Annotated in this window: 22 protein-coding genes; 2 read left to right on the top strand and 20 right to left on the bottom strand. The window is 57.9% G+C overall.

Annotated elements, in window-relative coordinates:
- Positions 1-7: 7 nt before the first annotated feature.
- The 6 genes from GS_RS16040 to GS_RS16015 all read right to left on the bottom strand — a co-directional run bounded on the left by GS_RS16040 (position 8) and on the right by GS_RS16015 (position 6,639).
- Positions 8-424 (bottom strand): chemotaxis protein CheW, encoded by a 417-nt coding sequence (locus GS_RS16040; protein ID WP_010943815.1) that lies wholly within the window; start codon positions 422-424, stop codon positions 8-10.
- Positions 421-1,707, bottom strand: coding sequence for a methyl-accepting chemotaxis protein (locus GS_RS16035; RefSeq protein WP_010943814.1), 1,287 nt, complete (start codon positions 1,705-1,707; stop codon positions 421-423). Before GS_RS16035 ends, GS_RS16040 begins: the two co-directional genes overlap by 4 nt.
- A 59-nt stretch (positions 1,708-1,766) precedes the next feature.
- The gene (locus GS_RS16030; protein WP_235044926.1) at positions 1,767-2,642 is read right to left on the bottom strand and encodes a CheR family methyltransferase; all 876 of its coding nucleotides are present in this window, start codon (positions 2,640-2,642) and stop codon (positions 1,767-1,769) included.
- A gap of 105 nt (positions 2,643-2,747) precedes the next feature.
- On the bottom strand, positions 2,748-3,734 hold the full coding sequence (gene thiL / locus GS_RS16025; RefSeq protein ID WP_010943812.1) for a thiamine-phosphate kinase: 987 nt from the start codon (positions 3,732-3,734) through the stop codon (positions 2,748-2,750).
- Positions 3,731-6,190: an endopeptidase La gene (gene lon / locus GS_RS16020; RefSeq protein ID WP_010943811.1), complete on the bottom strand. Its 2,460-nt coding sequence runs from the start codon at positions 6,188-6,190 to the stop codon at positions 3,731-3,733. Before lon ends, thiL begins: the two co-directional genes overlap by 4 nt.
- Positions 6,190-6,639: an Hsp20/alpha crystallin family protein gene (locus GS_RS16015; protein ID WP_010943810.1), complete on the bottom strand. Its 450-nt coding sequence runs from the start codon at positions 6,637-6,639 to the stop codon at positions 6,190-6,192. The genes lon and GS_RS16015 overlap by 1 nt, the downstream gene beginning before the upstream one ends.
- A gap of 473 nt (positions 6,640-7,112) precedes the next feature.
- Here GS_RS16015 and GS_RS16010 point away from each other — a divergent pair, with 473 nt between their 5' ends.
- Positions 7,113-9,029, top strand: a complete 1,917-nt coding sequence (locus GS_RS16010) for a tetratricopeptide repeat protein (protein WP_010943809.1) — start codon at positions 7,113-7,115, stop codon at positions 9,027-9,029.
- Positions 9,030-9,149: 120 nt separating this feature from the next.
- On the opposite strand, the gene GS_RS16005 is transcribed toward GS_RS16010, so the two are convergent.
- Positions 9,150-9,341 (bottom strand): twin-arginine translocase TatA/TatE family subunit, encoded by a 192-nt coding sequence (locus GS_RS16005; RefSeq protein ID WP_010943808.1) that lies wholly within the window; start codon positions 9,339-9,341, stop codon positions 9,150-9,152.
- A gap of 222 nt (positions 9,342-9,563) precedes the next feature.
- Between GS_RS16005 and GS_RS16000 the strand changes: the two genes are divergently transcribed.
- Complete coding sequence (locus GS_RS16000) at positions 9,564-9,749, top strand: hypothetical protein (protein WP_010943807.1); 186 nt, start codon at positions 9,564-9,566, stop codon at positions 9,747-9,749.
- A gap of 51 nt (positions 9,750-9,800) precedes the next feature.
- Here GS_RS16000 and rd read toward each other — a convergent pair whose 3' ends face one another.
- The 13 genes from rd to GS_RS15935 form a co-directional block, all read right to left on the bottom strand.
- Positions 9,801-9,959: a rubredoxin gene (gene rd / locus GS_RS15995; RefSeq protein ID WP_010943806.1), complete on the bottom strand. Its 159-nt coding sequence runs from the start codon at positions 9,957-9,959 to the stop codon at positions 9,801-9,803.
- 66 nt (positions 9,960-10,025) lie between these two features.
- The gene (locus GS_RS15990; protein ID WP_010943805.1) at positions 10,026-10,217 is read right to left on the bottom strand and encodes a ferredoxin; all 192 of its coding nucleotides are present in this window, start codon (positions 10,215-10,217) and stop codon (positions 10,026-10,028) included.
- 130 nt (positions 10,218-10,347) lie between these two features.
- Entirely contained in the window at positions 10,348-11,355 is a 1,008-nt protein-coding gene (locus GS_RS15985) for a DUF2169 family type VI secretion system accessory protein (protein WP_010943804.1), read from the bottom strand.
- Between the two features lie 241 nt (positions 11,356-11,596).
- Complete coding sequence (locus GS_RS15980) at positions 11,597-12,820, bottom strand: hypothetical protein (RefSeq protein ID WP_010943803.1); 1,224 nt, start codon at positions 12,818-12,820, stop codon at positions 11,597-11,599.
- Complete coding sequence (locus GS_RS15975; protein ID WP_010943802.1) at positions 12,817-14,700, bottom strand: amidohydrolase family protein; 1,884 nt, start codon at positions 14,698-14,700, stop codon at positions 12,817-12,819. Before GS_RS15975 ends, GS_RS15980 begins: the two co-directional genes overlap by 4 nt.
- Positions 14,697-15,074 carry a hypothetical protein gene (locus GS_RS15970; RefSeq protein WP_010943801.1) on the bottom strand — a complete coding sequence of 126 codons (378 nt, stop codon included), beginning with the start codon at positions 15,072-15,074 and terminating at the stop codon, positions 14,697-14,699. Before GS_RS15970 ends, GS_RS15975 begins: the two co-directional genes overlap by 4 nt.
- 51 nt (positions 15,075-15,125) lie before the next feature.
- Positions 15,126-15,506, bottom strand: a complete 381-nt coding sequence (locus tag GS_RS15965; protein ID WP_010943800.1) for a DUF4150 domain-containing protein — start codon at positions 15,504-15,506, stop codon at positions 15,126-15,128.
- A gap of 19 nt (positions 15,507-15,525) precedes the next feature.
- On the bottom strand, positions 15,526-16,569 hold the full coding sequence (locus tag GS_RS15960; RefSeq protein ID WP_010943799.1) for a 3-oxoacyl-ACP synthase: 1,044 nt from the start codon (positions 16,567-16,569) through the stop codon (positions 15,526-15,528).
- Positions 16,566-17,819, bottom strand: a complete 1,254-nt coding sequence (locus GS_RS15955) for a TIGR02270 family protein (protein ID WP_010943798.1) — start codon at positions 17,817-17,819, stop codon at positions 16,566-16,568. Before GS_RS15955 ends, GS_RS15960 begins: the two co-directional genes overlap by 4 nt.
- 20 nt (positions 17,820-17,839) lie before the next feature.
- Positions 17,840-18,085: a hypothetical protein gene (locus tag GS_RS15950; protein WP_164930461.1), complete on the bottom strand. Its 246-nt coding sequence runs from the start codon at positions 18,083-18,085 to the stop codon at positions 17,840-17,842.
- Between the two features lie 288 nt (positions 18,086-18,373).
- The gene (gene tssI / locus GS_RS15945; RefSeq protein ID WP_010943797.1) at positions 18,374-20,467 is read right to left on the bottom strand and encodes a type VI secretion system tip protein TssI/VgrG; all 2,094 of its coding nucleotides are present in this window, start codon (positions 20,465-20,467) and stop codon (positions 18,374-18,376) included.
- A gap of 56 nt (positions 20,468-20,523) precedes the next feature.
- On the bottom strand, positions 20,524-21,441 hold the full coding sequence (locus tag GS_RS15940) for a LysM peptidoglycan-binding domain-containing protein (protein ID WP_010943796.1): 918 nt from the start codon (positions 21,439-21,441) through the stop codon (positions 20,524-20,526).
- Between the two features lie 54 nt (positions 21,442-21,495).
- The gene (locus GS_RS15935; RefSeq protein ID WP_235044925.1) at positions 21,496-21,918 is read right to left on the bottom strand and encodes a hypothetical protein; all 423 of its coding nucleotides are present in this window, start codon (positions 21,916-21,918) and stop codon (positions 21,496-21,498) included.
- Positions 21,919-22,005: the final 87 nt, after the last annotated feature.

Below are 22,005 nucleotides of genomic sequence, written 5' to 3'. Positions count from 1 at the left end.
ATAACAGTCACAGAATCTCTTCCACTTCTTCGATCAGTCTGCCGGTCGCCAGGATGCCGACCCGCTCACCGGCAATCTCCAGGTATCCCTCGAAACGCGGATGTTCACTCGGGGACCGGTCGCTTTCCTCCACGCTCACGATGGCCACCGGTCCCTCAACCAGCAGGGCCAGGTCGGCCACGTGGTGGTTGAGTGCAAGAAACGCATGGTTCCGCCCGATCGCCCCTCCATGGAGAAACGTCGCCAGATCCAGGGCCGGAACGATTCTTCCGTGTACGTTCAGTGCCCTGCCGAGCAACGGCGGGACTGCCGGCACCGGATGGGTGGCGGCGCCCTCCAACACCTCCGCCGTCTTGTCCAGGGGGAGGGCCAGTTTCCGGTCAGTCACCGTAAAGATGACGTAGCGGTCCATTCGGTCACTCACGGCGCTTTGTTGCCGCCCTCGGAACGGGGAAGGATAAAGCGCTCCACTACTCCCATGAGGACTCCGGCCAGGTCGGCCAGGTCGCGAGCGGCCACGGTCATCTCGTGCATGGCGATTGCCTGCTGCTCGGAGGCGGCCGATACCTCCTCGGTGGCGGCGGCGTTGTCTTCGGCAACCCGGGCGATTTCGTCGACGGCAGTGACCATCTTCTGCGCTCCATCGGTCTGGATGTGGGAGAGGTCGGCGATGCTGCCCGCCCTCCGCTCCGTTTCCAGGGCGTTGGAGAGAATATCCTGGAAGGCGCCGGCCGTGATATCCACGTTGCGCTTCCCTTCGCCGATGTCGCGGGAGCTTTCTTCGATGAGTTGCTGGACGCGACGGCTTTCCTCGCGCACCGCGGCAATGAGTTCCGTGATGTGAGCCGCCGATTTGCCGGTGCCGTCCGCCAGTTTCCGGACCTCGTCCGCCACTACGGCGAACCCCTTGCCGTACTCTCCGGCCCGGGCCGCCTCTATGGAGGCATTGAGGGCCAGGAGATTCGTCTGGCGGGCGATCTCGGCGATGAAGTCAGCGATCTTGCCTACTTGCTGCAGTCGGGCGTTGAACGAGAGAAACTGGGCGCTGCTCTCCTCAACCTTGCCAAAGAAGCTGGTCATCCGCTCCAGCGAGTCATTGGCCAGTTTTTGCCCCCGCCGTGCGGTGCGACTCGTTTCCTGGGCCGCCTTTGCCGATTCCCGCGCCCGCTTCGACACCAGTTCTACGGAGATGGCCATTTCATGGATGATGCGGGAGCTTCGCTCCACCATCTCAGCCTGGGTGCCCGCGCCCCGGGCGATCTGCTCCACGGCCTGGGCCACCTCCTCGGAGGAGGAGTTCACCTCGACCGTCGAATCGGACAAGGTGCGGGCAGAAGCAGCAACCTTTTCGGCCGTGGTCCGGATGTGTCCCACAAGCTCCCGGAGGCTGCCGACCATGATGTTGATGGAATCGCCCAGGTCAACTGTCTCATCGGGGAAGCGCCCGGGCGGGAGTGCCACGTCCCTGGTCAGGTCGCCGCGGCTGATGGCCTCGGCCGAATCGGTCAGAAGCCCCATGTTGCGCGCGACTCCCCGCGAGAAGATCCAGCCGAGAATCAGGCCGATGGTCATGGCCACGACGTAAGTCAGGATATGGGTGATTTCGGGCGCGTAGCCGAGGAGACGGATGCCGGTGGGAACAAAGGCAACCGCAGCCACGACCACCACGAATCCGAGGATGAACTTGTAGCCAAGAGGGATGCGCATACTCGCTCCACTGGCCGACGGCGCCGCAGCCGCACGTCGTCGGGGGGAAATCACGGCTGTTAGTATACCGAAAAGCGATTCTTCGTGTAAATCCGTTCCACCGGGCAGATGGTCCCGAAGCGCCGCCGCAGTTCTCCTACGAGGGTCTCGGCCTTGCCGAGGATCAGGATGCCGCCCTGGGTGAGGGCATTGGATAGCCCCAGAAGAATGCGTTCCTGCTCCCGCCGTTCAAAGTAGATAAGAACATTGCGGCAGAGGATCAGATCGCTCTCCACATGGTTTCCGGTGTCGAAGAGGTCTCCGCGGCGAAACTCCACCATCCCGCGGATGGCCGGACTGAGGCAGTATTTGTCGCCGTTACGGCAAAAATGGCGGTCGAGCACGTGAGCGGGGGCTTCCTGGAGACGTTCGTGACCATACATCCCCTGCTGTGCCGCTTCAAGGATCCCATCATCTATATCGGTCGCAACGATGGAAACCTTGAACTCTTCCAACTCCTTCGCGAACCGCTCTGCCAGGATGAGGGCCAGGGTGAACGGCTCCTCGCCTCCGGCGCATCCGGCGCTCCACAGGGTCAGGTGTTCCCGCCCTTCGGCTCTCAGTCGGGCAAAAAGCGCGGGGAACACCTCGGTGCCGAGCTTTTCAAAGGTGGATCGGTTGCGGAAGAACTGACTCACATGAATAGTCAGCCCTTTAACCAGCAGGTCCAGTTCTTCTTCGCTCCGCTGGAGCAGATCGCAGTAGTCGTCGACCGTTGCCGCCCGGGTCGCCCTGATCCGGATGGAGATCCGGCGCTTGATGTATTTGTCCTTGTAGCTGGCGATGTCAAAATTTCGCCTTGTGCAGAGGATGTCGCGTATGCGTGAGAATGCCGTGTCCGAAAAGCCGCCGGCCGGTTCCTCGGGAGGGATGCTCACCCGTCTGTGCTCGTTCATGTGCCTGTTTATCATGTGGTGATTGATCCGTCTTTCCACAGACAGCAAGAAGTGTTCCGTGACGGCGCACGCGCGATGCCGCGAGGCAGTGGGCCGGCGCAGGATTTACGGCGCGAAATGGTTGAAGCCGCGGCGTCTCGGAGGGATAAGGGTCCCGTCTGCTGCGGTGACCGTGACGTCCGACCCGGCAACGATGGAACCGATCCGGGTCGCTGTAACGCCGCACGCCGCCAGCAGCGTTTCCACCTCGGCCGTCCGTCCCGGCGCCGCAGTAAAGAGTAGTTCGTAGTCCTCGCCTCCCGCCAGTGCCAGAGAGAGGGGGTCAGGTGCCACGTCGGGCGCCCGTTGGCTGAAGTAGGGAGAAAGGGGGATGAGGGATGCGTCGATGCGGGCGCCGACCCCCGAGCCGGTCAGGATGTGCCCCAGGTCGGCAAGGACACCGTCGCTCACGTCGATCATGGCCGAGGCCATGCCCGATTCGGCCAGGCTCAGGCCGGCGGAGACGCGGGGCGAGGGGTTGAGGTGGCGTTCGACGGCATGTCCGGAGCGTTCGCCTCTGCGCAGCAGTTCGAGCCCCAGGGCTGAATCTCCGACGGTACCGGTGACGAACACGTCGTCGCCCGGCCGAGCCCCGTTGCGCGGGATGATCCGTGTGGGGACCTGTTCGCCGTGGAGGGTGATGGAGATGACAAGCCCGGAGGAGGAGCGGCAGGTATCGCCGCCGATGAGGGTGACACCGAATTCCTCTGCCAGGGAGATGACGCCGTCGGCGAACCGGTCGAGAAATTCAACCGGCAGATCGGTTGGAATGGCAAGACAGAGCAGCGCATGGCGAGGGTGTCCCCCCATGGCGGCAATGTCGGAGACGTTGACCGCCAGGGATTTGCGGCCGAGCCTGAAGGGGTCGGTGAAGGAGAGGTCAAAGTGGATGCCTTCAACGAGCATGTCGGCGGTGGACAGCAGGAGGCGCCCCGCTTCCGTTTCGGTAACGGCAGCGTCGTCGCCGATGCCGAGGCGAACCCCGGCACCGGCGGCTACTTTGCCGGCAATCCTGTCGATAAGGCCGAATTCACCGATCTCGCCGAGTCTCACCCCTTGGCCCCGGCGGCAGTGGCTTTAGTGGGAGCCGCTATGCCGCGACGCGGAGCGGTACGCGCCTTTGCGGCCGGTTTCCCCTCGGCGGCGGCGGGCGGAGGCGGCGGATAGCTTTCCAGGGCCACCTTCAGTACGTCGTCGATAACCTTGGCGGACACCACCGTGACCTTTTTGAGGATGGGCTTGGGTACCTCGTCCAGGTCCTTGACGTTCTGCTCGGGGATGACGATGGTGGTGATCCCCGCCCGGATGGCGGCCAGCATCTTCTCCTTGAGCCCGCCGATGGGAAGCACTTTGCCCCGCAGGGTGATCTCGCCGGTCATGGCCACGTCCTTGCGGACCGGCACGCGGGTCAGGGCCGAGACCAGGGCGGTTGCCATGGTGATGCCGGCTGAGGGGCCGTCCTTGGGGATGGCGCCGGCTGGCACGTGAACGTGGATGTCGACCCCGGCCAGGAAATCCTCAGGCAGGTGAAGTTCCTGTGCCTTGGAGCGGATGTAGGACAGGGCGGCCTGGACCGACTCCTTCATCACGTCTCCCAGGTGTCCCGTGAGGGTAAGCCCACCCTTGCCCTTCATAATGGTGGCCTCCACGAAGAGAACCTCTCCCCCCACCGGCGTCCAGGCAAGGCCGGTGACCACGCCCACGTCGTTGTGCTCCATCTCCACTTCGCGCAGATACTTGGCCGGACCGAGGTACTTGGCCACCGTGGCGGGGGTGATGCGATAGAGTTTCTTCTCCCCCTCGGCGATCTTGCGCGCTACCTTGCGGCAGACGCTGCCGATCTCCCGTTCCAGGTTCCGCAGTCCTGCTTCGCGGGTGTACTTGGCGATGATGGTGCGGAGCGCGTCGTCGGTAAAGCTGATGTGTTTGCCGGTAATCCCGTTCTCTTTGGTCTGGCGTGGGATGAGATACCGTTTGGCGATTTCCAGCTTCTCTTCCTCGGTGTAACCCGACAGGTTGATCATTTCCATCCGGTCCAGCAGCGGCCCCGGAATGGTGTCGTACTGGTTCGCGGTGGCGATGAACATCACGTTGGAAAGGTTGAAGGGGAGGTTGATGTAGTGATCCGAGAACATGTGGTTCTGTTCCGGATCGAGCACCTCGAGGAGCGCCGAAGAGGGGTCGCCTCTGAAATCGGCGCCGAGTTTGTCAAGTTCGTCGAGCATGAAGACCGGGTTGTTGGAGCCCGCCTGCTTGAGTCCCTGGATGATCCGCCCCGGCAACGCTCCCACGTAGGTGCGCCGATGGCCCCGTATTTCGGCCTCGTCCCGCACGCCCCCGAGGGAGATGCGTACGAACTTCCTGCCCAGGGCCCGGGCAATGGACTTGCCGAGAGAGGTTTTGCCGACCCCAGGAGGGCCCACGAAGCAAAGGATCGGTCCCTTCATCTTCTTGCGGAGCTTGCGCACCGCCAGGAATTCAAGAATCCGCTCTTTGATCTTGTCCAGGTAGTAATGGTCCTCGTCCAGGATATTCCTCGCCCGTTTGATGTCGAGAATGTCGCGGGTCGAGGTGCTCCAGGGGAGTTCCACCATCCAGTCGAGGTAGGTCCTGAGCATTCCGGCTTCGGCGGCCTCCGGATGCATCTGCTCCAGGCGTCCCAGTTGCTTGAGGGCCTCCTTCTCGACGGGCGGAGGCATCTTGGCCTGCTCGATGGCCTTGCGCAATTCCATGATTTCTTCGGACCTGGCATCGGTCTCGCCCAGCTCCTGCTGGATGGCTCGCAACTGCTCGCGCAGAAAATATTCGCGCTGGCTTTTGCCCATCTCCTCCTTGGCTGCAGTCTGGATCTTCGCCTGCATGTCCAGGAGCTCGTGCTCTTTGCTCAGGAGTTCGTTCACCCGCTGGAGGCGTTCCACCGGGTCGATGATCTCCAGAAGCTTTTGGGCCTCTTCCACCTTGAGGCCGATATTGCTGGCGACCAGGTCGGCGAGGCTGCCGGGCTCCTGCATGTTCTCGACGATGACGAGCACCTCGGGCGAGACGGGCTTGCCGAGGGAGACGATCTTGGTGAGCTGCTCCTTCACGGCCCGCATGAGGGCCTCCACCTCCAGCGAATCCTCGGGAGGGGTCGGCTCGACCACCCGCTCGATAGCTACGGAGTAGTAGGGCTTCGATTCTACGAACGAAGTGATCCGCCCTTTGGCAAGGCCCTGAACGAGAATCTTGACCCGTCCGTCCGGCAGCTTGAGCATCCTCATGATCATCGCTACGGTGCCCACGGGGTAGATCCCCTCGGGGGTCGGATCTTCGTCGCCGATCTCTTTCTGGGTGGCCAGGAAGATGAGCCGGTCCTTGGAAAGCGCCTGGTCAACGGCGTTGATCGAAATCTCCCGGCCCACGAAAAGCGGAAGAATCATGTACGGATAGACCACAACGTCCCGAACCGGCAACAGGGGCAGCACGTCCGGTATTTTTAGCTCCTCGTTTTCCTGTTTATGGTCATCCATCAGTTGTCTCCTTGTATGATCGGTATATCCCGCATGACCTTCCGCCGGTCGCTGAGGCGGGGAAAGGTCACTGTCAGTACGCCGCGGCGATAGTCGGCACGGACGGCGCTTACATCAACCGTCGGCGGGATTTCGACGGTTCGGCAGAAGCGCCCGAAGCGGCGCTCGAGGCAGAGGTAGCTGCCCCCTTCGCGGGAATCGTCCCGCTTCACCCCTTCAAGGATCAGCATGTTGCAGCAAAGCTTCAGCGACAAGTCGGCGGGATCGGTGCCGGGAAGGTCGAACTCCACGGAAAAGGCATCCGGCGTCTCGAAAATATCGACGGGCGGCGAAAGATCACATTCGGCGACGCTGCCGGCTTCCGAGCGAAGAATGAAGTCGAACGCCTCGTCCATCTGGAGCTGCAGCAGTGCTGCCCAGTCGAGCGGATCCTTGGGAGATGCGGCCATGTTCACCCCGCGAGTTCAGAAAGGCCGGAAGAGGGCGCACATCTTCGTGCCCACCCTTCCGGCTTTTGAAGATTTAATCATCTTTAGCCGTGAAGTCAAGGTAATACCCTCCGGAGCCCAACAGCGAAAACCGGTATAACTCGGCTTGCCGCTTGGGATTGCATGACAATGATTTGAAATTTGGCTGACGTCTGTGTATAATCCGCCCGTCGTCAATTCTGGCTGGAACAATGTCCGCACCGCCCCTTCCCGTCCGGACCCTGTCGCTCCGGTGGCTGCCTTCTCCTTCCCACGGGGTCTGCGGCGCCACAGACTCACGCCGCGTGTTTTCTCCGCCCGGAGCACCCCTACGGTTTCCGTCTCCCGACGATACCCGCATTATCCGTTCCGGCCCAGGCCTGCCCGCCAGGCACCGACCCTTGCGAACCTCACGTTGCGGCGAGTTCGCAGCAAACCACTCTGGGAGGACCTTTGTGAAAAAATACCTTACACTCTTCGTGCTTTCCCTGTCGGCCGCGACCGCGCTGGGGGGGGAGGCAGTTGCCGCCCAGGAGCGGTGCTGGGAGGCGAAGAGGCTTGTCAAATCACTTTCGGGCGAGGATGAGGACGCCCGGGCGAATACTGAAAAACGAATCCTCGAATATTGCTCCGACGGCGCTGCCGGCCATTTCGTCAAGGGGCTCCGGGCCGAGCGTGAAAAACGCTTCGACCAGGCGGTGACGGAATATCGCGAAACGCTCCGGATGGACCCTTCGTTTCCCGATGCCCAAGGAAGTCTCGGCCTGGCCCTGCTGGCCAAGGGTTCCGCCGACGAGGCCGTGGTGGAACTGACCCGCGCCCTGGCCGAAGATTCCAAGCCCCGCTATCATCAGGGCCTCGGCAAAATTTTTGCTGAACGCTCCCTCTATTCCCTAGCCCTTTATCATTATGCCGAAGCCCTGCGCGAACTCCCCGACGACCCGTCGATTCGTGTGGACCTCGCACAGGTCTACCGGCAGGCAGGCAAAAAGGAAGAGGCGGAGAAGGAGCTGAAAAAGGCCCTCACCGTTGCTCCGGCCAATGAAAATGCCCGCCTTGCCCTCGCATCTCTCTATCTGGCCGATGGCCGCACCGAAGGCGCGGTCCAGGAACTCAAGCAGGCCCAACTGGCCAATCCCGGCAACCGCGGCATCCACCTCCTCCTTGCAGAAGCATATGAAAAACTTGGTGATCGCAAGGCCGCCGAGTACGAATACACCCTTTCCGGGCGCCAACGAGGCGTCCTTCCCGAAGAATACCTCCGTCGGGGTGACGAACGGATGGCAGCCAAAGAGTTCCCCAAGGCCGTGGAGGAGTACCGTGCTGCCCTGAAAGAGCGTCCCGGGTCCGCGGAGGTGCTGCATAAGCTGTCCGGTGCCCAGGCAGCCGCGGGGCTCGATGACGATGCCATTGCATCCTACCGCGAACTGCTGCGAGTAAAGCCCGGCAATGCCGCTAATCATTACAACCTCGGCATTATCTACGAGCGCAAGGGGCTCATCGACGAGGCCGTGGTGGAATACAAACAGGCGGTTCGACTCTCTGCCGAGCACGGTGACGCCCGGCGCCGACTCGCCGATATCTACACCCTGCGCGGCAGCCATCCCCAAGCCATTGAGCAGTACCGCGAACTCCTCAAGCGGGGCGACAGCAATCCCGTCCTCCATCTCAAGCTTGCCCGCGGTTTCATGTCCTCGAAGAACACCAAGGATGCCATAGCCTCTTACAACGAGGCCCTCAAACTGGACCCGGACAACCTGGAAGCCCATCGGGAACTCGCTGCCGTCTACCGCAAGTTGAACCAGATGGACGACGCGTCCAAGCAGTATCGCGAGGTGCTCCGCATCAAAAAAGACGATGCCGAGGCCCGCAACATCCTGACAGCTATTTACGTCAAGGAGAAGAAATACGATGAACTGGTCCCCCTTCTCCAGGAAGGGGTCGAATTGGCTCCCAACGATGCCATGAGCCACTACAAGCTCGGGCTCATTCATGAATTCCGCAAGGACTACGATTCAGCCGAGGTGAGCTACCGGAAAGCGACCGAACTCAAGGATGATCACGCAAAGGCTCTCAACGCCCTGGGGCGCATCTATCTGAAAACCGGCAAACTTACCGAGGCCAAGGAGGCCCTGGAAGCGGCCAAAAAGGCCGACCCTGGCATGGAAGAGACGGCTGTTCTTCTCAGCAACATCAAGGATGAGCTGAGCCCGGAGCCGAAGCGGTACGTGAAGAAGAAAGGGACCAAAGGGCGCAAGTCCGCCGTTTCCAAGAAGAGGTCCGGCAAGAAAAGCTCCGCCAAGAAGAGTACAACGAAAAAGAAATCGACGAAAAAGAGTTCGTCGTCCGGAAAGAAAAAAAGCGGCACATAATCAGTGGGCCGGTTGCGCCGCAGATTCGGGAGAAAACGTCCGGCGCGGCGGGATGGAGCCTGATGCATAACAAAAAGGGGGCGGCGGATTGCCGGCCCCTTTTTGTGTTGTTCGAGCGGATCAGGCGTCTTTTTTGGGTTCGTCTTTCTTCTGAGGTTTGATCTCGATCTCCTCTTTCCCCTCGGACGCCTTCTTGAAGTTGCGGATGCTCTTGCCGAGTGCACCACCGATTTCCGGCAGCCGTCCCGCGCCGAATACCACCAGAACGATAATCAGAATCACGATAAGCTCTGGCATGCCGAATCCGAACATACAGTAACCTCCAAAAAACCATAGAGTTGTCAGCGAGTATTGCATCCGTCCGGCGAAAAATCAAGCGCAACGACCGTGGAGTACTTATCCCGCGCGACTTCGCGTCCCGGTCTTACATTTCCTCCGTTTGCTGCTATACTGTATAACCATTTAGTTCAGGTCGCCGGCTTTCATGCACGGCGAGATCGTCGGCCAACGGCGGCCGGGCGAAAGGAGAAAACGATGAAGTGTCCCCATTGCGGCAGCAGAACAGCGGTCCAGATCGACATGCATTCGGAAGGGTTCAGCTCGGAAGAGTCGCCCGTGAAGGAGTGCGGCGACTGTGGCCTTGTCTGGCGGGTACGGGTGGTCAAGGGCAGTACACAGATAGACATTATCAAGGAATCCAGCCAAGCGGCTAAAAAATGAAAAGCCTCCCGTGCGGGAGGCTTATGCCGCTGTGACAATGGGAGCCGCCGATCAGGCCGGCTCGAACAGATCCTTGCCCGCCCCGCAGATGGGGCAGACCCAGTCATCGGGCAACTCCTCGAAAGGCGTGCCGGGATCTATGCCGTTTTCCGGGTCTCCCGCTTCAGGGTCATACTCGTACTGGCAGATGGTACATCTCCAACGCTCCATGGACCATGGTCTCCTTTCCAGCCGGAGAGGGATTTCTTCTCCATCACTCCGAGCCGTGGTTGATGGCTATCCTTTCCAACTGATGCACTGAACCGGGCACCCGTCGATGGCCTGCTGAATTTCCTGCTCGCTGGCCCCGTTGGGATCATACACCTCCGACTTGCCGTCCTCGTTGAACCGGAACACTCCCGGACAGGTCGATACGCAGAGCCCGCAGCTGATGCATGAATCCTGATCAACCGTCGGTATTCGTGCCATGTGAAGCCTCCTTGTGTGTCGAATGGAGTCCATTGTAGCAGTGGAACAACCGCTGTCAATGGCGGCGCAGCCGTGCCGTTTGCCGGAATTTTCCCTCTGCACGCGCTCGCAGCCAGTCAGCGGGGACCTTTCATCTCGCCTCGATACATACCCTCTTCAGGCTGTGAAGCTTCCCATGAACATTGTGGTTTCCGCGCCACACAAGGACAAGGCGCTCCTCGTCCGGTTCGACGATGAGCGTATCGAGCTGCATCTTCAGTTCATGGACCGTCGCTCCGATCGCCACCGAGACGCGGGGTGCGATGCCGGGCAGGGTAAATTCCAGCCTGCCGTTGCGCGAGGCGTTTGCGACAAGCACCTGTTCCGTGCCCGACAGGTGACGGTTTGACATGAGGCCCGGTGGTGCGGACGAGTGGAAGCGCGAATCCATATCCTCCGGCAGGAGGGGGTTCACGTACTTTCGCCAGTGATCGTCATAGGTGCCGGCGTACTTCGCCCGAGGCTGCCAGTGGGGCGGAATCGGCCCGAACCCCATGGGCCGGGGATGGTCGTCGGTCTTTCTTATGGGATGTGTCGGGTCTTCCAGGTTGGGAAGGCGAAGACCGTCGATCTCCTGTTTCGTTCTTTTCGCCAGAATGCCCCTACCCACCGGATTTTCGAGGCAGAATTCATGGTTTTTCGGGTCGGGCCAGCTCGTATCCGCCCCCCCGAAGGCCCGCTCCCAGACGAGGGGAATCTTCTCGAACGGAGCAGCTCTCGACATCGACACCATTCCCAGGCACTTCATCCAGATCCGTTCGCCGAAGACCCGCACCGCCTTTCGCACCGGCCCCACGGCGAAGGTCACATCCACCGACTCGACTCCCACCTTTGGCGCCCAGGCGTGGCCGAGGAGGATGCAGTCGGTCCCCGGCTTTTCCAGTATGATGTCGGTGTCGTGGATGAGACTCGATGAGGCGGGATCGCCGGAGTAGAGAGGCTCGAAGCGGATTGGCACCTGCTCTTCCGCCACGGAGAGGGTTCCGTCCCGATTGATCCGCCACGTTCCCTTGACGATGACGAGGAGCGTTTCGGCGCCGTGGCGGTCGGAGAGAAAGAGCGGGGTGGCGGCGAAGGGGGTGGAGTTGAGGAGGTCCATCCGGTCTGTCTCTTTCTAACGTTATGCTGCAGAGCATCCACAACAATTTCCGCCAACCGCAGATGGGTCAGTGTACCGGCCGTAATAATCCAGAGCAGGCTGATCACCAGGGGACAGGATGAGCCGCAACGTCTTTGCCATACTTTTTACCTCGTTGATATCGCAGCAGGCTGTTGAAACAGTCATCACGCAGCAATACGCCTGAACCATCGCACGATACGCCAATGTCTTGTCGCGGCATTCAATGCTTGTTCCCAAGTCCCTGCTTCTTCTCTCTGGTCAGCTTTTCCAGATCGTTCTTAACGATGTAGTCGTGGAACGACATCTTGCCCTTTTCGGGAAAGTCCCGGTTTTCCAAATCCCAGTGGTAGATCTTGTCAAGTCTTGAACCGACAAAACCGGTCGGGTTGGTGGTCCAGGCGAATTTTCCTTCATCGAAATACGTATCTGCCAGCAGGATGGGGGAACCCAGGTAATGGGGGTATTTTTCGGATACGGGCATGAGGTAGGTCTTGGCAGCACCTGTGCGTTCATATTTGAAAACGACCCATTGACCATCTGGCGAGATAACAAACTGGGATGCACCACTTATCAACAAATGTGGCACTGGTATATTTTTCTTTTCCCACCCAATATAGACGGCCCCTTTTTTCCCGCGAAGAATAGCAAAGGGGAATTGGGGATGAACATATATTCGTGAAAAATCAATTTTGTCTTTATACTGCTTTAGAGCATCCTCCAGCGGATGGTGGGCCACCTCCAGCTTCATGTCGAAAACTTGAAGTTTCTTTTCTAAGATATGGTACAGAAATACTCTCTCTTTCGTAGTTGTCCATATTGTACCAGCCGGCTTAAATACTTCCTTTATTACCTTGTGCTTATCATCACTCAAATCAATCAATTGTAAAAAGTTGTTTGAATCGAATGGTTCTTTGGCATTACGCTTCTGCGATTCTATTTCAAACAGAAACCGTTTGCGTTCTGAATCGGCTAGAGCGATTTTTTCAATGTATTGTGTAATTGGAAACACTATGCGGTACTCCCGGTGCAGTTTCTTTTTGAAGTCAAACAACAGGAAACGCCGAACCTGGCCGTAGCCCAGGATATCCTTGGCGGTTTGCGAAACAAACTCTCCACCGCCGCTCATGTCGTCCGCGGCATTGCGGAAGTAGCGGTCGTAATCGATCTTCCCCTTGGGAAAGGAGATGATGGTAATGGCGTTGCCCATGTCGTTGCTTCCCACAGCATTATCAAAAGGCACTGGAAAGACAGAAACGTTGCGGTAGCCGCCGAATAGGCCACCACCAATCGTGAAAATTCGGGGTTCGAGAGACTGCGCAGATGTGAAGTCTTGTATTTCGTACAGATAAGAGGGTTCCATTTGACTACCTCCATGAGCGATCGCATTTGTGGAAAACAAGATGATGCTGATCAAAGTAAAATATAGCCATTTCAAGTAGTTCATGGTGTCTCCTTGAATATTACATGGCCGTGATTGGCAAACTTGATCCAGGCAACTTCTCTACGAATTTCATTGATTTGATACTCCTCGAGTTCATCGAGCACTTCTAAAATCTTCTTATCTTTCGCCCGCATCTCAATGATGTTCTCCGCAATCCGTCCAATCTGCTGATCCAGCCGATAGAAGCGGTAGGGGTTATACTGGGTGAAGGCCGGCCAGAGGCTGGTATCGAAGTCATCCAGGAACTTCTTGGTTTCCGTGCAGTAGTCCCACAGATTCTTGCCCACGAAGGGAGCGCTGTAGACGAAGGTCATGTACCAGTCGGTGCCGAACAGGATGCGGTCTTTGATTTTTGGGTGCTTCCGGATGATGGCTTTGAAATCCTTGCGAAATCCGCTGTCGGCGAATGATGACGAGATGTCGGTGTAGAGGTTGGGGTATTCCCCGCTTTCGATCATCTCAATAATCTGGCGGTTCCATTCCATGCCCAGGTCGGTAGGCCCGCCGAAGTGGGCCAGGCAGAGGTACAGGTTTTTAAACGATACGTGCATCCGTCCATCCACCAGTTCAGCGCCTCCGTCCAGCAGTTCCTTCCAGGCCTGGGGGGAGACGAAGTGCCTGCTGAAGTAGGCCGACCTTTTGTCTTGCTTCTGTTTCCGGTCGTTCTCCCCGTCGAGGGGGTGTTCGAAACCGAAGTATTCATCTCGTTCGTAGGCGGCAGCCCCTTTCGGGGTGCAGTGGTTCACGATGGGGGTGCCGCGCAGACAGCATTTGGCGTAGAAGTCCTTCAGAATCGGCAGCCGCGGATCCCACGGACGATACCCCTGGGCGGTGTACATCTTGAACCCCAGGTAGATACCCCTGTCTCCAACCTTGTCGAGCACCTCGGTGGCGTTTTTCTCCAGATGCCAGCGGCGCGGATCGAAGTGGTACATGGGGAGAAGCTTCAGAGGATATTTCACGACGGCAAGCTCGGTGTATTGCAGCTGCTTTATCCAGTTCTCGTAGAGAACGGTCTCCGCGTCCGGCAGCAGCACCGGCGCGGCGACGATTTTCACCTCTCTGGCATTGCCTTTGTCATCCAGGTAGGAGGCGGTTATTCCTTCTATCCGTGCCTCTTCCTGGTAGCTATCAAACTCCTCCGGCGTCATGTGCTTTTCCGAGGTATTCGCCTGCTTGTCCCGCCTTACATAGACGCTATTGTCGCGCGGGGCCTTTACCCACTCGCCATGCTGCGGCGTCCAGTAGGCGCAGGGCTTGTTCGCTTCGATGTCTTCTCGGTTTGTATAGAGGGGGTTGTAGACCTTGAGACCGAAGTAGCCGTCAATATGGCAGTACTCCATGTCCATGGTCATGACTACGCTGGTGAAGATGAGGTGGGGGGCATCCTTGTAAAGGGCTTCCTTCATGAGGTAGTTGGTTAGAACCTTCTCGCGCTCCAGTATGAAGCCTTCGGCAACCTCGATGGTTTTTTTCTTCTGCTGTGCTACCAGATCAATTAAGGGTGAGGCCTGCAGGATGCCTTCATCAGGATTGTGGGGGGAATTGTCGAACAACTGGGATACGGCACGCACTGGAGCCCAGACAGGCTCGAGCAAGGCCGTAAAGATGGCGCCAAGGGTGAGGCCGCTCCCCTCTATCCATCCCCGGGAGGCGGAAGTCGCGGTCTGCAGCATGGCCACTGGGCCCGGCCCCTGGTCCCTGACGAACTGCAGGGGGGCACAGCGCCCGCTCTGAATGTGCATGTGGGAATCGACAATGACGGTCGGCTGGTACATGCTGATAGTGTGGATCTCGCCACACATCATGTCGGGCTTGACGTGCTGGAGAACCTTTCCCTTGGGATCGTTTTCCTCGATTCGCTTGTGGCTGGCGTCTGTCACGGGGTGTCCCCAGGGAGTTTTGTTTGCACTACAGCCGTCCGGTTGTAGAAAAGGGTGTATTTGTTGTTAAGGGCGGCTTCTTCCGGTTCGAAGATGACTTCGAACGTTGCATTGGCGTCCTGATCAGTCAGTTCAATTATTCCCTTTTCGTCGGTAGACTTTTCAACGATGCTGCCGTCCGGCATCTTGATTTTGAATACTCTGCCGCCGATGGGTTTGTTGTCTTCGTGACCGAGTTTGAAAGTCCGGCTGTTCTCATCGCATGTGTCCCACGAAAGATACTCGACCACCTTAAGGCGAAAGGTCCGTTTATCGGGCACAACTTTCTGCTCGCCGCTCGACGGCCCGGCATTGGAATCGTTGTTCACTCCCATGATTTGTGCTCTCCCGAAAACTGTGGCGATGCGGCCGAGGAAACCTCGTGCTTACATGGCGTTTTTATTGTTCTGCGTCATGGGGTCGAAGTTGCGGCATGCCCCTTTCCCCTCAATCTTGACATCGAATGAGTAGTTGATGAACTCGGCCTTGTCCTGTATCGTGCCCGACCCAACTCCTTTTTTACTGCCAGACTCATCACCACTGCTTTTTTTATAGCAGCACCCATCGATTGCGCCCATGGTGCCGTCGATCTTCACCGTCTTTGTGCCATCGGCGAGACTGGCCGATCTGGCGACGTTGGTATAGGGTATCGGTACGACTGTAGTGCCCATCGGGGTAAGACAGACATCCGGACCGCTTACGACAACAGCTCCACTCCCTTTGTTGCTCATTCCCTGTTTGTTAACGAAAACCGTTGATTTTCCCACGATCGCCTCCTTGGGGATTCTATTTCTCGCTCTCCAATACCAAGGCACCGCATGGCCCATGGTCATCGGAGCAGGTTACCAGTATCGGCGATTGCAACCATCCACGAACAAGCCCTTGCATGGCAATACTTGCCAAGGCCACGCCGCTGGCGGCGCCGATGTCGCCGTAGCAGTTAGCCGGCGTCCAGAGCCGCCTGCTTTCATCCGGTTTGTCGAAACAGCGCATTTCGGCCATGCCCCATTCCCTTGCTCGGGAGTTTTCACCATTGAGATCGCTGAATATCGCGCGGATCGCCTTTTTTTGCACCCCGCTCAGGGCGGCATGGCAGGCCTCGGTGAGCCCGCTGTTTCGTCCGAGGGCGCTCGATGCCCGCGGCGCTGGTTCTACTGCCAGCCCAAGCCCTGCAATACTCCCGAGGATCGGCCTGTCTGCCTGCTTTGCTCCTGCGTGTTCTCCAATGACCATGAACCCGACCGCCTCTCCGGCAATGAGCCCCTGGTGACGGCCATAGCTTGCGGATTTGAGGCGGCAGTCCTTTTCGAACCAATTCAGGGTCGAGGTTCTTAGCAATGAATCAACTCCGCCGACGATGCACACCGCGTCGGGATTGCTGTCGATCAGGCGACCGGCCTGTTCAAGGGAGCACATCATGGATGCGTTTCCCCGGCGGATAGCCTGAAGGCCGGGTTTGTCCGTCCATTTCCCGATTATCCCGCGCAACGGGAACAGGCTGCTTTCTTCATAGCGCGGACCGGGCCGTTCGTCGGAGGCTACTCCAAGGAAGAGATGGATCTGTGAAGGCCTACGTGCGTCTCGACGAAAATACTCGTCAAGGAGCTTTTCAAGGCAAAGAGCGGCGACACCGGCCATCCGCTGGGGGGTATCCCAGCTGTCATGAATCCCACAGATTCGCGCCGCGGTGATAGGGTTGTCGTTTTCGTCCCGATAGTCGTCGTACTCGGCAAAGCGGGAGATTCCCGCCCTGACTGAAGCCGCCGTCGAGGGGCCGTCATGCCCTACGGCAGTAACGCAGCTTGCCCCGGTAATCGCCAGGGTCCTCATATGGCCGCAACCTCTTTGCGCTGTCTGGCCGCTGGTGCCCGCACTTCAAACATCGGTCGCCCAGGATTCATTCGCGCCAGCTCAAGGGCGGCAGCCGCACGCTGACGCTGAAGGCCCGTTTTGAGAGCCAGCCGGAGATGTTCAGGCGAGACCGGCTTCCCGAGAAAGTAACGGGTTCCGCTTTGAAAGCGGCCTTTATTCTTGCCCCACCATGCGGCAACCCGGTCGGCATCGGGCCAGGGGAGGTTTTCATCGGCATCCATGGCCACATTGAGATCCTTCGGATCATCGGTGGGGCCGGCATTGAAGCCTTCGGGCCGTGAGCCTGCCAGTTCTTCGAGCTCGATATCGATGCCGGTTATCATGGTGAGCGCTTCACCCGCCACTCGTGCGATCGTCGGCGTATCCATCCGGTCGATGAGCCACGGAACAAGGGACGGATCGCCCAGAGCCCCCGCGCATATCGCAGCAAATCTGATCGTTTCAGACGATTGAGCGAGCTCCCGTTGCCAGGCACGTGCGCTTTCGGGGCGCATGCACCGCACGGAAACGTTCAGGGCTTTCTCGGCATATCGGGATGAGGATGCGACGAAACTTCTCAGCACGCCGACGGCTGTGCCAATGCCCGCAAGGGACGCGGACCATGCGGCGGCAAAACGGATTTCGTCGTCGTGGTCCGTCAAGTATTCTTGCAGCCTGAAATCATTCAGTTCGCAACCTCTGCCCAACTCCCCGTATGCACGGAGCCCGCGGGCCATCAATAACGGGGAGGTATCGTTCACGGCTCTTGTCAGCTGTGGGCCCGGATCGTGCCGGTGGATGGCGCAAGCCGCCATGCCGATGTAGCGATGAAAGGGCGATTCATCTGCCAGTAATTGCTCTATGCGCGGCCTGGCCTGTTCGTAGGGAAGCCACCCCAGTGCGGAAATGACGGCGCGGGCCTTCTCCCGATCCGTCCCCATCGCGTCCATGACCTGCTGAAGGTGCTCACTGTTGACGCCTTCGAAGGCCAATACCGCCGGGGCGAAGAGTCCTTCGACCGTGTCGCCCGGAAGCGCAGATCGGCATATCTCCCAGGACGCGTCGCCGCCCACCCGCAAGCCATCGACCTGTGCTTCAAGTCGTTCATCGAAACGTTCGAGGTCACTCAGAGAAAAATGCGGAGATTGCAGGATGCCACCTCGAAGATGCCAAAGAAACGCTGCCTCCTCGGCAAGTTGGTGTAATATGGATGATATTGTTGGATTCATCAGTTGAGTAGTGTGATAATTCAATTGATTCCAACGGACGCGCCTTTGATCCTGTTTTCGCCAGAAGACTGGCTGAGCAGGTAGGCTCCCTTGATGATTACCTTGCCGGCGCTGGTGAGAACGATACTGGCTTTTCCGCATTTGAGCTCGATTTCTTCCCGAGCATCAAACGTGATCCGCGTCCCGTCGACAATCACTTCGTTCGGAACGGCCTTCGCAGTTTCGGCCGCTGTCGCATCGGCGATCTCATCAAGTAGTGAGTACATTGTGTCGACAATGATCGGCTGTCCGGGATCGTTGTTCTCAAATGCCAGGAGAATTTCTTTTCCTCTGCCGGGTTGCCCGTGTCCAGAAGCCGGTTTTTCACCGAGGTCGTGAGCCGGGCGGCGATGGGACCCAGAGAGTTCTCCGGGTAATCGACGATAAACCTGTTGTCGGTTGCGGAAACGATGCGGCCGACGCGAAACCCTTCCGACAGGGTGCCGTTAATTCCAAACGAAATAGCTGAAGCCTTTTTTCTCACATCATTCTCCGCATATCCCGTGGCCCTGGGTTCAATTCTGGAAAATTTTGCTCGCCTTGATCGTTATGCTGCTCCCATCCATGACAATGGATGAAGAACCGGCCTTAAGCGTGATTTTGGGCGCCTCGATGACATATTCGTCAGCTTTGGCGTAATATTTGGCGCTGATGGTTTCCGTGTAGTTGCCGTTTGTATTGGTGGTTCTGTCACCTTTTACGTTCTCACTCATGTTGTTGCCGACGAACACCGCTTTTGCCAGTCCGACTTCTTCCGTTTTGGCGCCGGCAACCGTCTCGTTCATGACGCCGCCTACCGCAACTTGGTAGAGGCCGCCAATGGCTAGCTCCTTTGCACCGCCGATTGTTTCGAGTGAATTTATGCCGACAGTCTCATTCTTGAAACCGCCTACGCTCAGAGTCATGTTGGCGCCGATGCTTTCGTTGTGGTTTGCCCCTACCTGGATGGACTTGTTGACACCGACACTCTCGCTCTGATCCACCCCCACCGTTTTTGAGCGGTTGTTGCCGACGGTCAGGCTCTCGTTCCGCCCGACAGTCTGCCCCTTGTCGTTTTTAACCAGAATGTTCCAGTCCTTTTCGCTCTGCAGGTAGATCTCCTCGCTTCCCTTCTTATCCTCGAAGCGGAGTTCATGGAAATTGTCAGTACCGCCGTTTGGGTAGCTGCGGGTGCGGATGCCGCTCTGGGTTTTACTGGCGGGCAAAGCGTACAGTGGTTGATTTTCGGAGTTGTACGCACTGCCGATTACCATGGGGCGGTCGGGGTCGCCTTCAAGGAACGTGACAAGCACCTCGTCTCCAACACGGGGCAGAAACTGGGTTCCCCATCCACCGCCTCCCCAGGGCTGGCCGACCCTGACCCAGCATGAGGTCCTGCCATCCTTCCGGCCACGCCGGTCCCAGGGAAACTGCACTTTCACCCGCAGGTAGCCGTCGGGGTCGGCGTGGATTTCTTCGCCGGGCGAGCCGGTAACGACGGCAGTCTGGAGTCCGACGATGGCGGGCCTGCCGGCGACAATCTGGGGGCGGACCGTTACGGCGGCCGGCACGGCGATAAATTCGTTGTCGTAGCGAAAGCCGCCATCTCCGGCATGCTCGCCAAGCACCTGGGGCTGAGCGCCATGATGGATGACTGCCACTGGCAGATACTTCCCGGCATAATCGTGGCCGGAAAGTTCCCACTCGTGTCCCGGCATCATGCGAGGGCACGAACTCTGCCCTTCTGCGGTCGCGCCGAGCACCAGCAATCGCTCCAGGCGGACGTTGGCCAGATAGGTACCTCGTTCCTCATTGAAGTAATTGCCGGGGAAGTCGTAGACCTCCCGCTGAGCGGACACCTTTCCCTGCCGCTGGGTGGTCAAGTCGAGGTTCGTGTGCTTGTAGCAATAATCGCGCTGTGACACCTTGCCGGGGCGAACGCGGCGCGAGTAGATGAAGTCGAAGACGCTCTCCTTTCCGGGCACCATGCCGTCATTGGTGTTGAAGGGGATCTGGCGCTTGCCGGGCATGTAGAGATAGCCTGAGCCGGTGTCGGAAAAGACGATGACGTGCTTGTCTTCGTAGTGCTCGAAAAAGTAGAAGATTCCCTCCTCTTCGAGAAGTCGCGAGACAAAGTTCAGGTCCGTTTCCCGGTACTGGACGCAGAATTTGCGCAGGCGGTCCTCCCTGGAGAGTGCGAAGCGGTAGCGGTCACTGGTGATATTACTCTCTTCGAGGATTTCGGCGACTATGTCCTGAACGTTCTTGAACTGGAAAACACGGCAATCCTGCTCCAGCGAAAGGAACCACAGGGCCGGCACAATGTGGGCGTGGTAGAGGTCGTAGTCGCCGTCCGTCCCGAGAGAGGTGAATTCCCGGACAACACCGTGGAAATAGCGCGTTCCGCCCTCATGATCTACGGAAAGCACGGCTTCCTTGTCGATCACCTCGTCGAGATCCACATTGTCCTTTGTGGCCAGGGTGAGGTGGATGTCATAGGGATGGGATATACGCTCGTCGACGGTGAATCCCGCTACCGACAGTAAGTGCCTGGTGGCGGGAATCTCGAACTGAAAGCTTGATGTTGAGCCCTGAGAAAGGAGGCTTGCCGCGGCCTTTTGGATTGTCATGGCGTTTTCCTCGTGAAACTTACGAATTGCTCAGAGAGGCGGTGGCGATGACCCCCTCAGTTCCATTTCTTGCGGAATCCTCCGACAAATGTTTCTCCCCACCACGGTTGCCGAGGTGTTGAGCCAACTTGAGGATGTGATGCAGGCGCATAGGGTGTCTTGCCGTAACTGTGACTGGCAGTTTTGTCCGAAGGGATTACCAACTTCTGTCCGACAGCTATCCGGTTCCTGTCGGTTATTGAGGGATTAACCGTAAGTATTTCGGCCACTGAGAGGTTATGCATGCGGGAAATTCTAGACAGGGTATCTCCAGGCCTTACAACATAATGTTGAGCGTTGCCCCCGTTTCCAACATGCTTTTTCGCCAATTTAGTCTTTGATCGGGATTGACCAACAGTGGTCATGGCTCGGTGATTCTCTGCGTTGTCGGTTGCTCCGCATGCCTCCTTCAGAATGCTCTCAATATCATAGCCACCAAACGTTGACACATAGTGTTCAATGGACGTGCCGTTTCCATCTTTCGGAATGTTGCGGCCTGCAGATTTGAGATAACTTTTCAGCCCTCCGACCCCCTTCAGATGGGCTCCTCCGATCATTCCCGATTTCGTGATAACGATCCCGTTGACCGTTGTGCCCTCGTACAAATCCAGATGCAACGCTTTGATTTGTTTCCAGAGGTTGGCCACGTGGTGCCGGATTGCGTCTTCCTGGGCTTCAGGGGCAGAGAGAAAATCCACCTTGCTCTTAACGCCCTTCCGTCCCGTCCAGTGACCGATCCAATCGTTGTCAACGTATTTGCCTTCTGCATTTTTCCTGGCGCCCGTTCCATCGTGGAGATAATATCCCGCATCGATCAGGGCATACTCCCCCACTTGGTACTTACCCAAATAGCCACTGTAGTTTTCGATGTCATATCTCCTGCTCGACTCTTTCTGTGCCAAAGCAGTCAAAAAATCCTCAAACGTCTTACTCACGGCATACGCCCTCAATGGAAATTATTACTGTTCGGTATCAAGTTGTTGAATGAATCATGGAAGTTTATGCGAGAAGTCGTATTTGTAATCATGCCAACTCCATACTGACTTGTCTTCCACAATCAGATCAACAAAATCTGATGTTGAAATGCTGGATAGGCTGACATTTTCCTGAATTATCAACTGAAGTATGTTACGCCATGTTCGGCCTTCTTGCCTAAAAATCACGAACCAGCACCCTTCAGTGCCGCAAAAATAGGGAGACTGTCGCACATATGCCAGAATCTCACGTGTACCGTCGTGATTAAGGTCGGCCAGTGCAATATCGATCTGAACAGGTTCTTTCGAGAGGGTCTTTGCTTCCCGGATCTCTTTCTTCAACAGTGTCTTTACGATTTTTCTCTCTCGCTCGTGCTTTGTGGCAGAAAAAGTCACCTGCTGGTCAGCGTGGGCCGAGACAGCCCCGAGCAGTAGCATATAGATAGCTACACACACGCCACAGAATCTCATTTGCTACCTCGCAATTGCTTTGCCATCTTCGGGTAATGCACACGCCATGTTGCA

The sequence above is a fragment of the Geobacter sulfurreducens PCA genome (genome assembly GCF_000007985.2).
Lineage (GTDB): Bacteria > Desulfobacterota > Desulfuromonadia > Geobacterales > Geobacteraceae > Geobacter > Geobacter sulfurreducens.
This window is presented reverse-complemented; position numbering and strand designations above follow the sequence as displayed.

Coding starts and splice junctions, on each gene's coding strand:
- GS_RS16035 (WP_010943814.1), bottom strand. CDS start 1,707: ATGCGCATCCCTCTTGGCTACAAGTTCATCCTCGGATTCGTGGTGGTC.
- GS_RS16030 (WP_235044926.1), bottom strand. CDS start 2,642: ATGAACGAGCACAGACGGGTGAGCATCCCTCCCGAGGAACCGGCCGGC.
- lon (WP_010943811.1), bottom strand. CDS start 6,190: ATGGATGACCATAAACAGGAAAACGAGGAGCTAAAAATACCGGACGTG.
- GS_RS16015 (WP_010943810.1), bottom strand. CDS start 6,639: ATGGCCGCATCTCCCAAGGATCCGCTCGACTGGGCAGCACTGCTGCAG.
- GS_RS16005 (WP_010943808.1), bottom strand. CDS start 9,341: ATGTTCGGATTCGGCATGCCAGAGCTTATCGTGATTCTGATTATCGTT.
- GS_RS16000 (WP_010943807.1), top strand. CDS start 9,564: ATGAAGTGTCCCCATTGCGGCAGCAGAACAGCGGTCCAGATCGACATG.
- rd (WP_010943806.1), bottom strand. CDS start 9,959: ATGGAGCGTTGGAGATGTACCATCTGCCAGTACGAGTATGACCCTGAA.
- GS_RS15990 (WP_010943805.1), bottom strand. CDS start 10,217: ATGGCACGAATACCGACGGTTGATCAGGATTCATGCATCAGCTGCGGG.
- GS_RS15985 (WP_010943804.1), bottom strand. CDS start 11,355: ATGGACCTCCTCAACTCCACCCCCTTCGCCGCCACCCCGCTCTTTCTC.
- GS_RS15980 (WP_010943803.1), bottom strand. CDS start 12,820: ATGAACTACTTGAAATGGCTATATTTTACTTTGATCAGCATCATCTTG.
- GS_RS15970 (WP_010943801.1), bottom strand. CDS start 15,074: ATGGGAGTGAACAACGATTCCAATGCCGGGCCGTCGAGCGGCGAGCAG.
- GS_RS15960 (WP_010943799.1), bottom strand. CDS start 16,569: ATGAGGACCCTGGCGATTACCGGGGCAAGCTGCGTTACTGCCGTAGGG.
- GS_RS15955 (WP_010943798.1), bottom strand. CDS start 17,819: ATGAATCCAACAATATCATCCATATTACACCAACTTGCCGAGGAGGCA.
- GS_RS15950 (WP_164930461.1), bottom strand. CDS start 18,085: ATGTACTCACTACTTGATGAGATCGCCGATGCGACAGCGGCCGAAACT.
- tssI (WP_010943797.1), bottom strand. CDS start 20,467: ATGACAATCCAAAAGGCCGCGGCAAGCCTCCTTTCTCAGGGCTCAACA.
- GS_RS15935 (WP_235044925.1), bottom strand. CDS start 21,918: ATGCTACTGCTCGGGGCTGTCTCGGCCCACGCTGACCAGCAGGTGACT.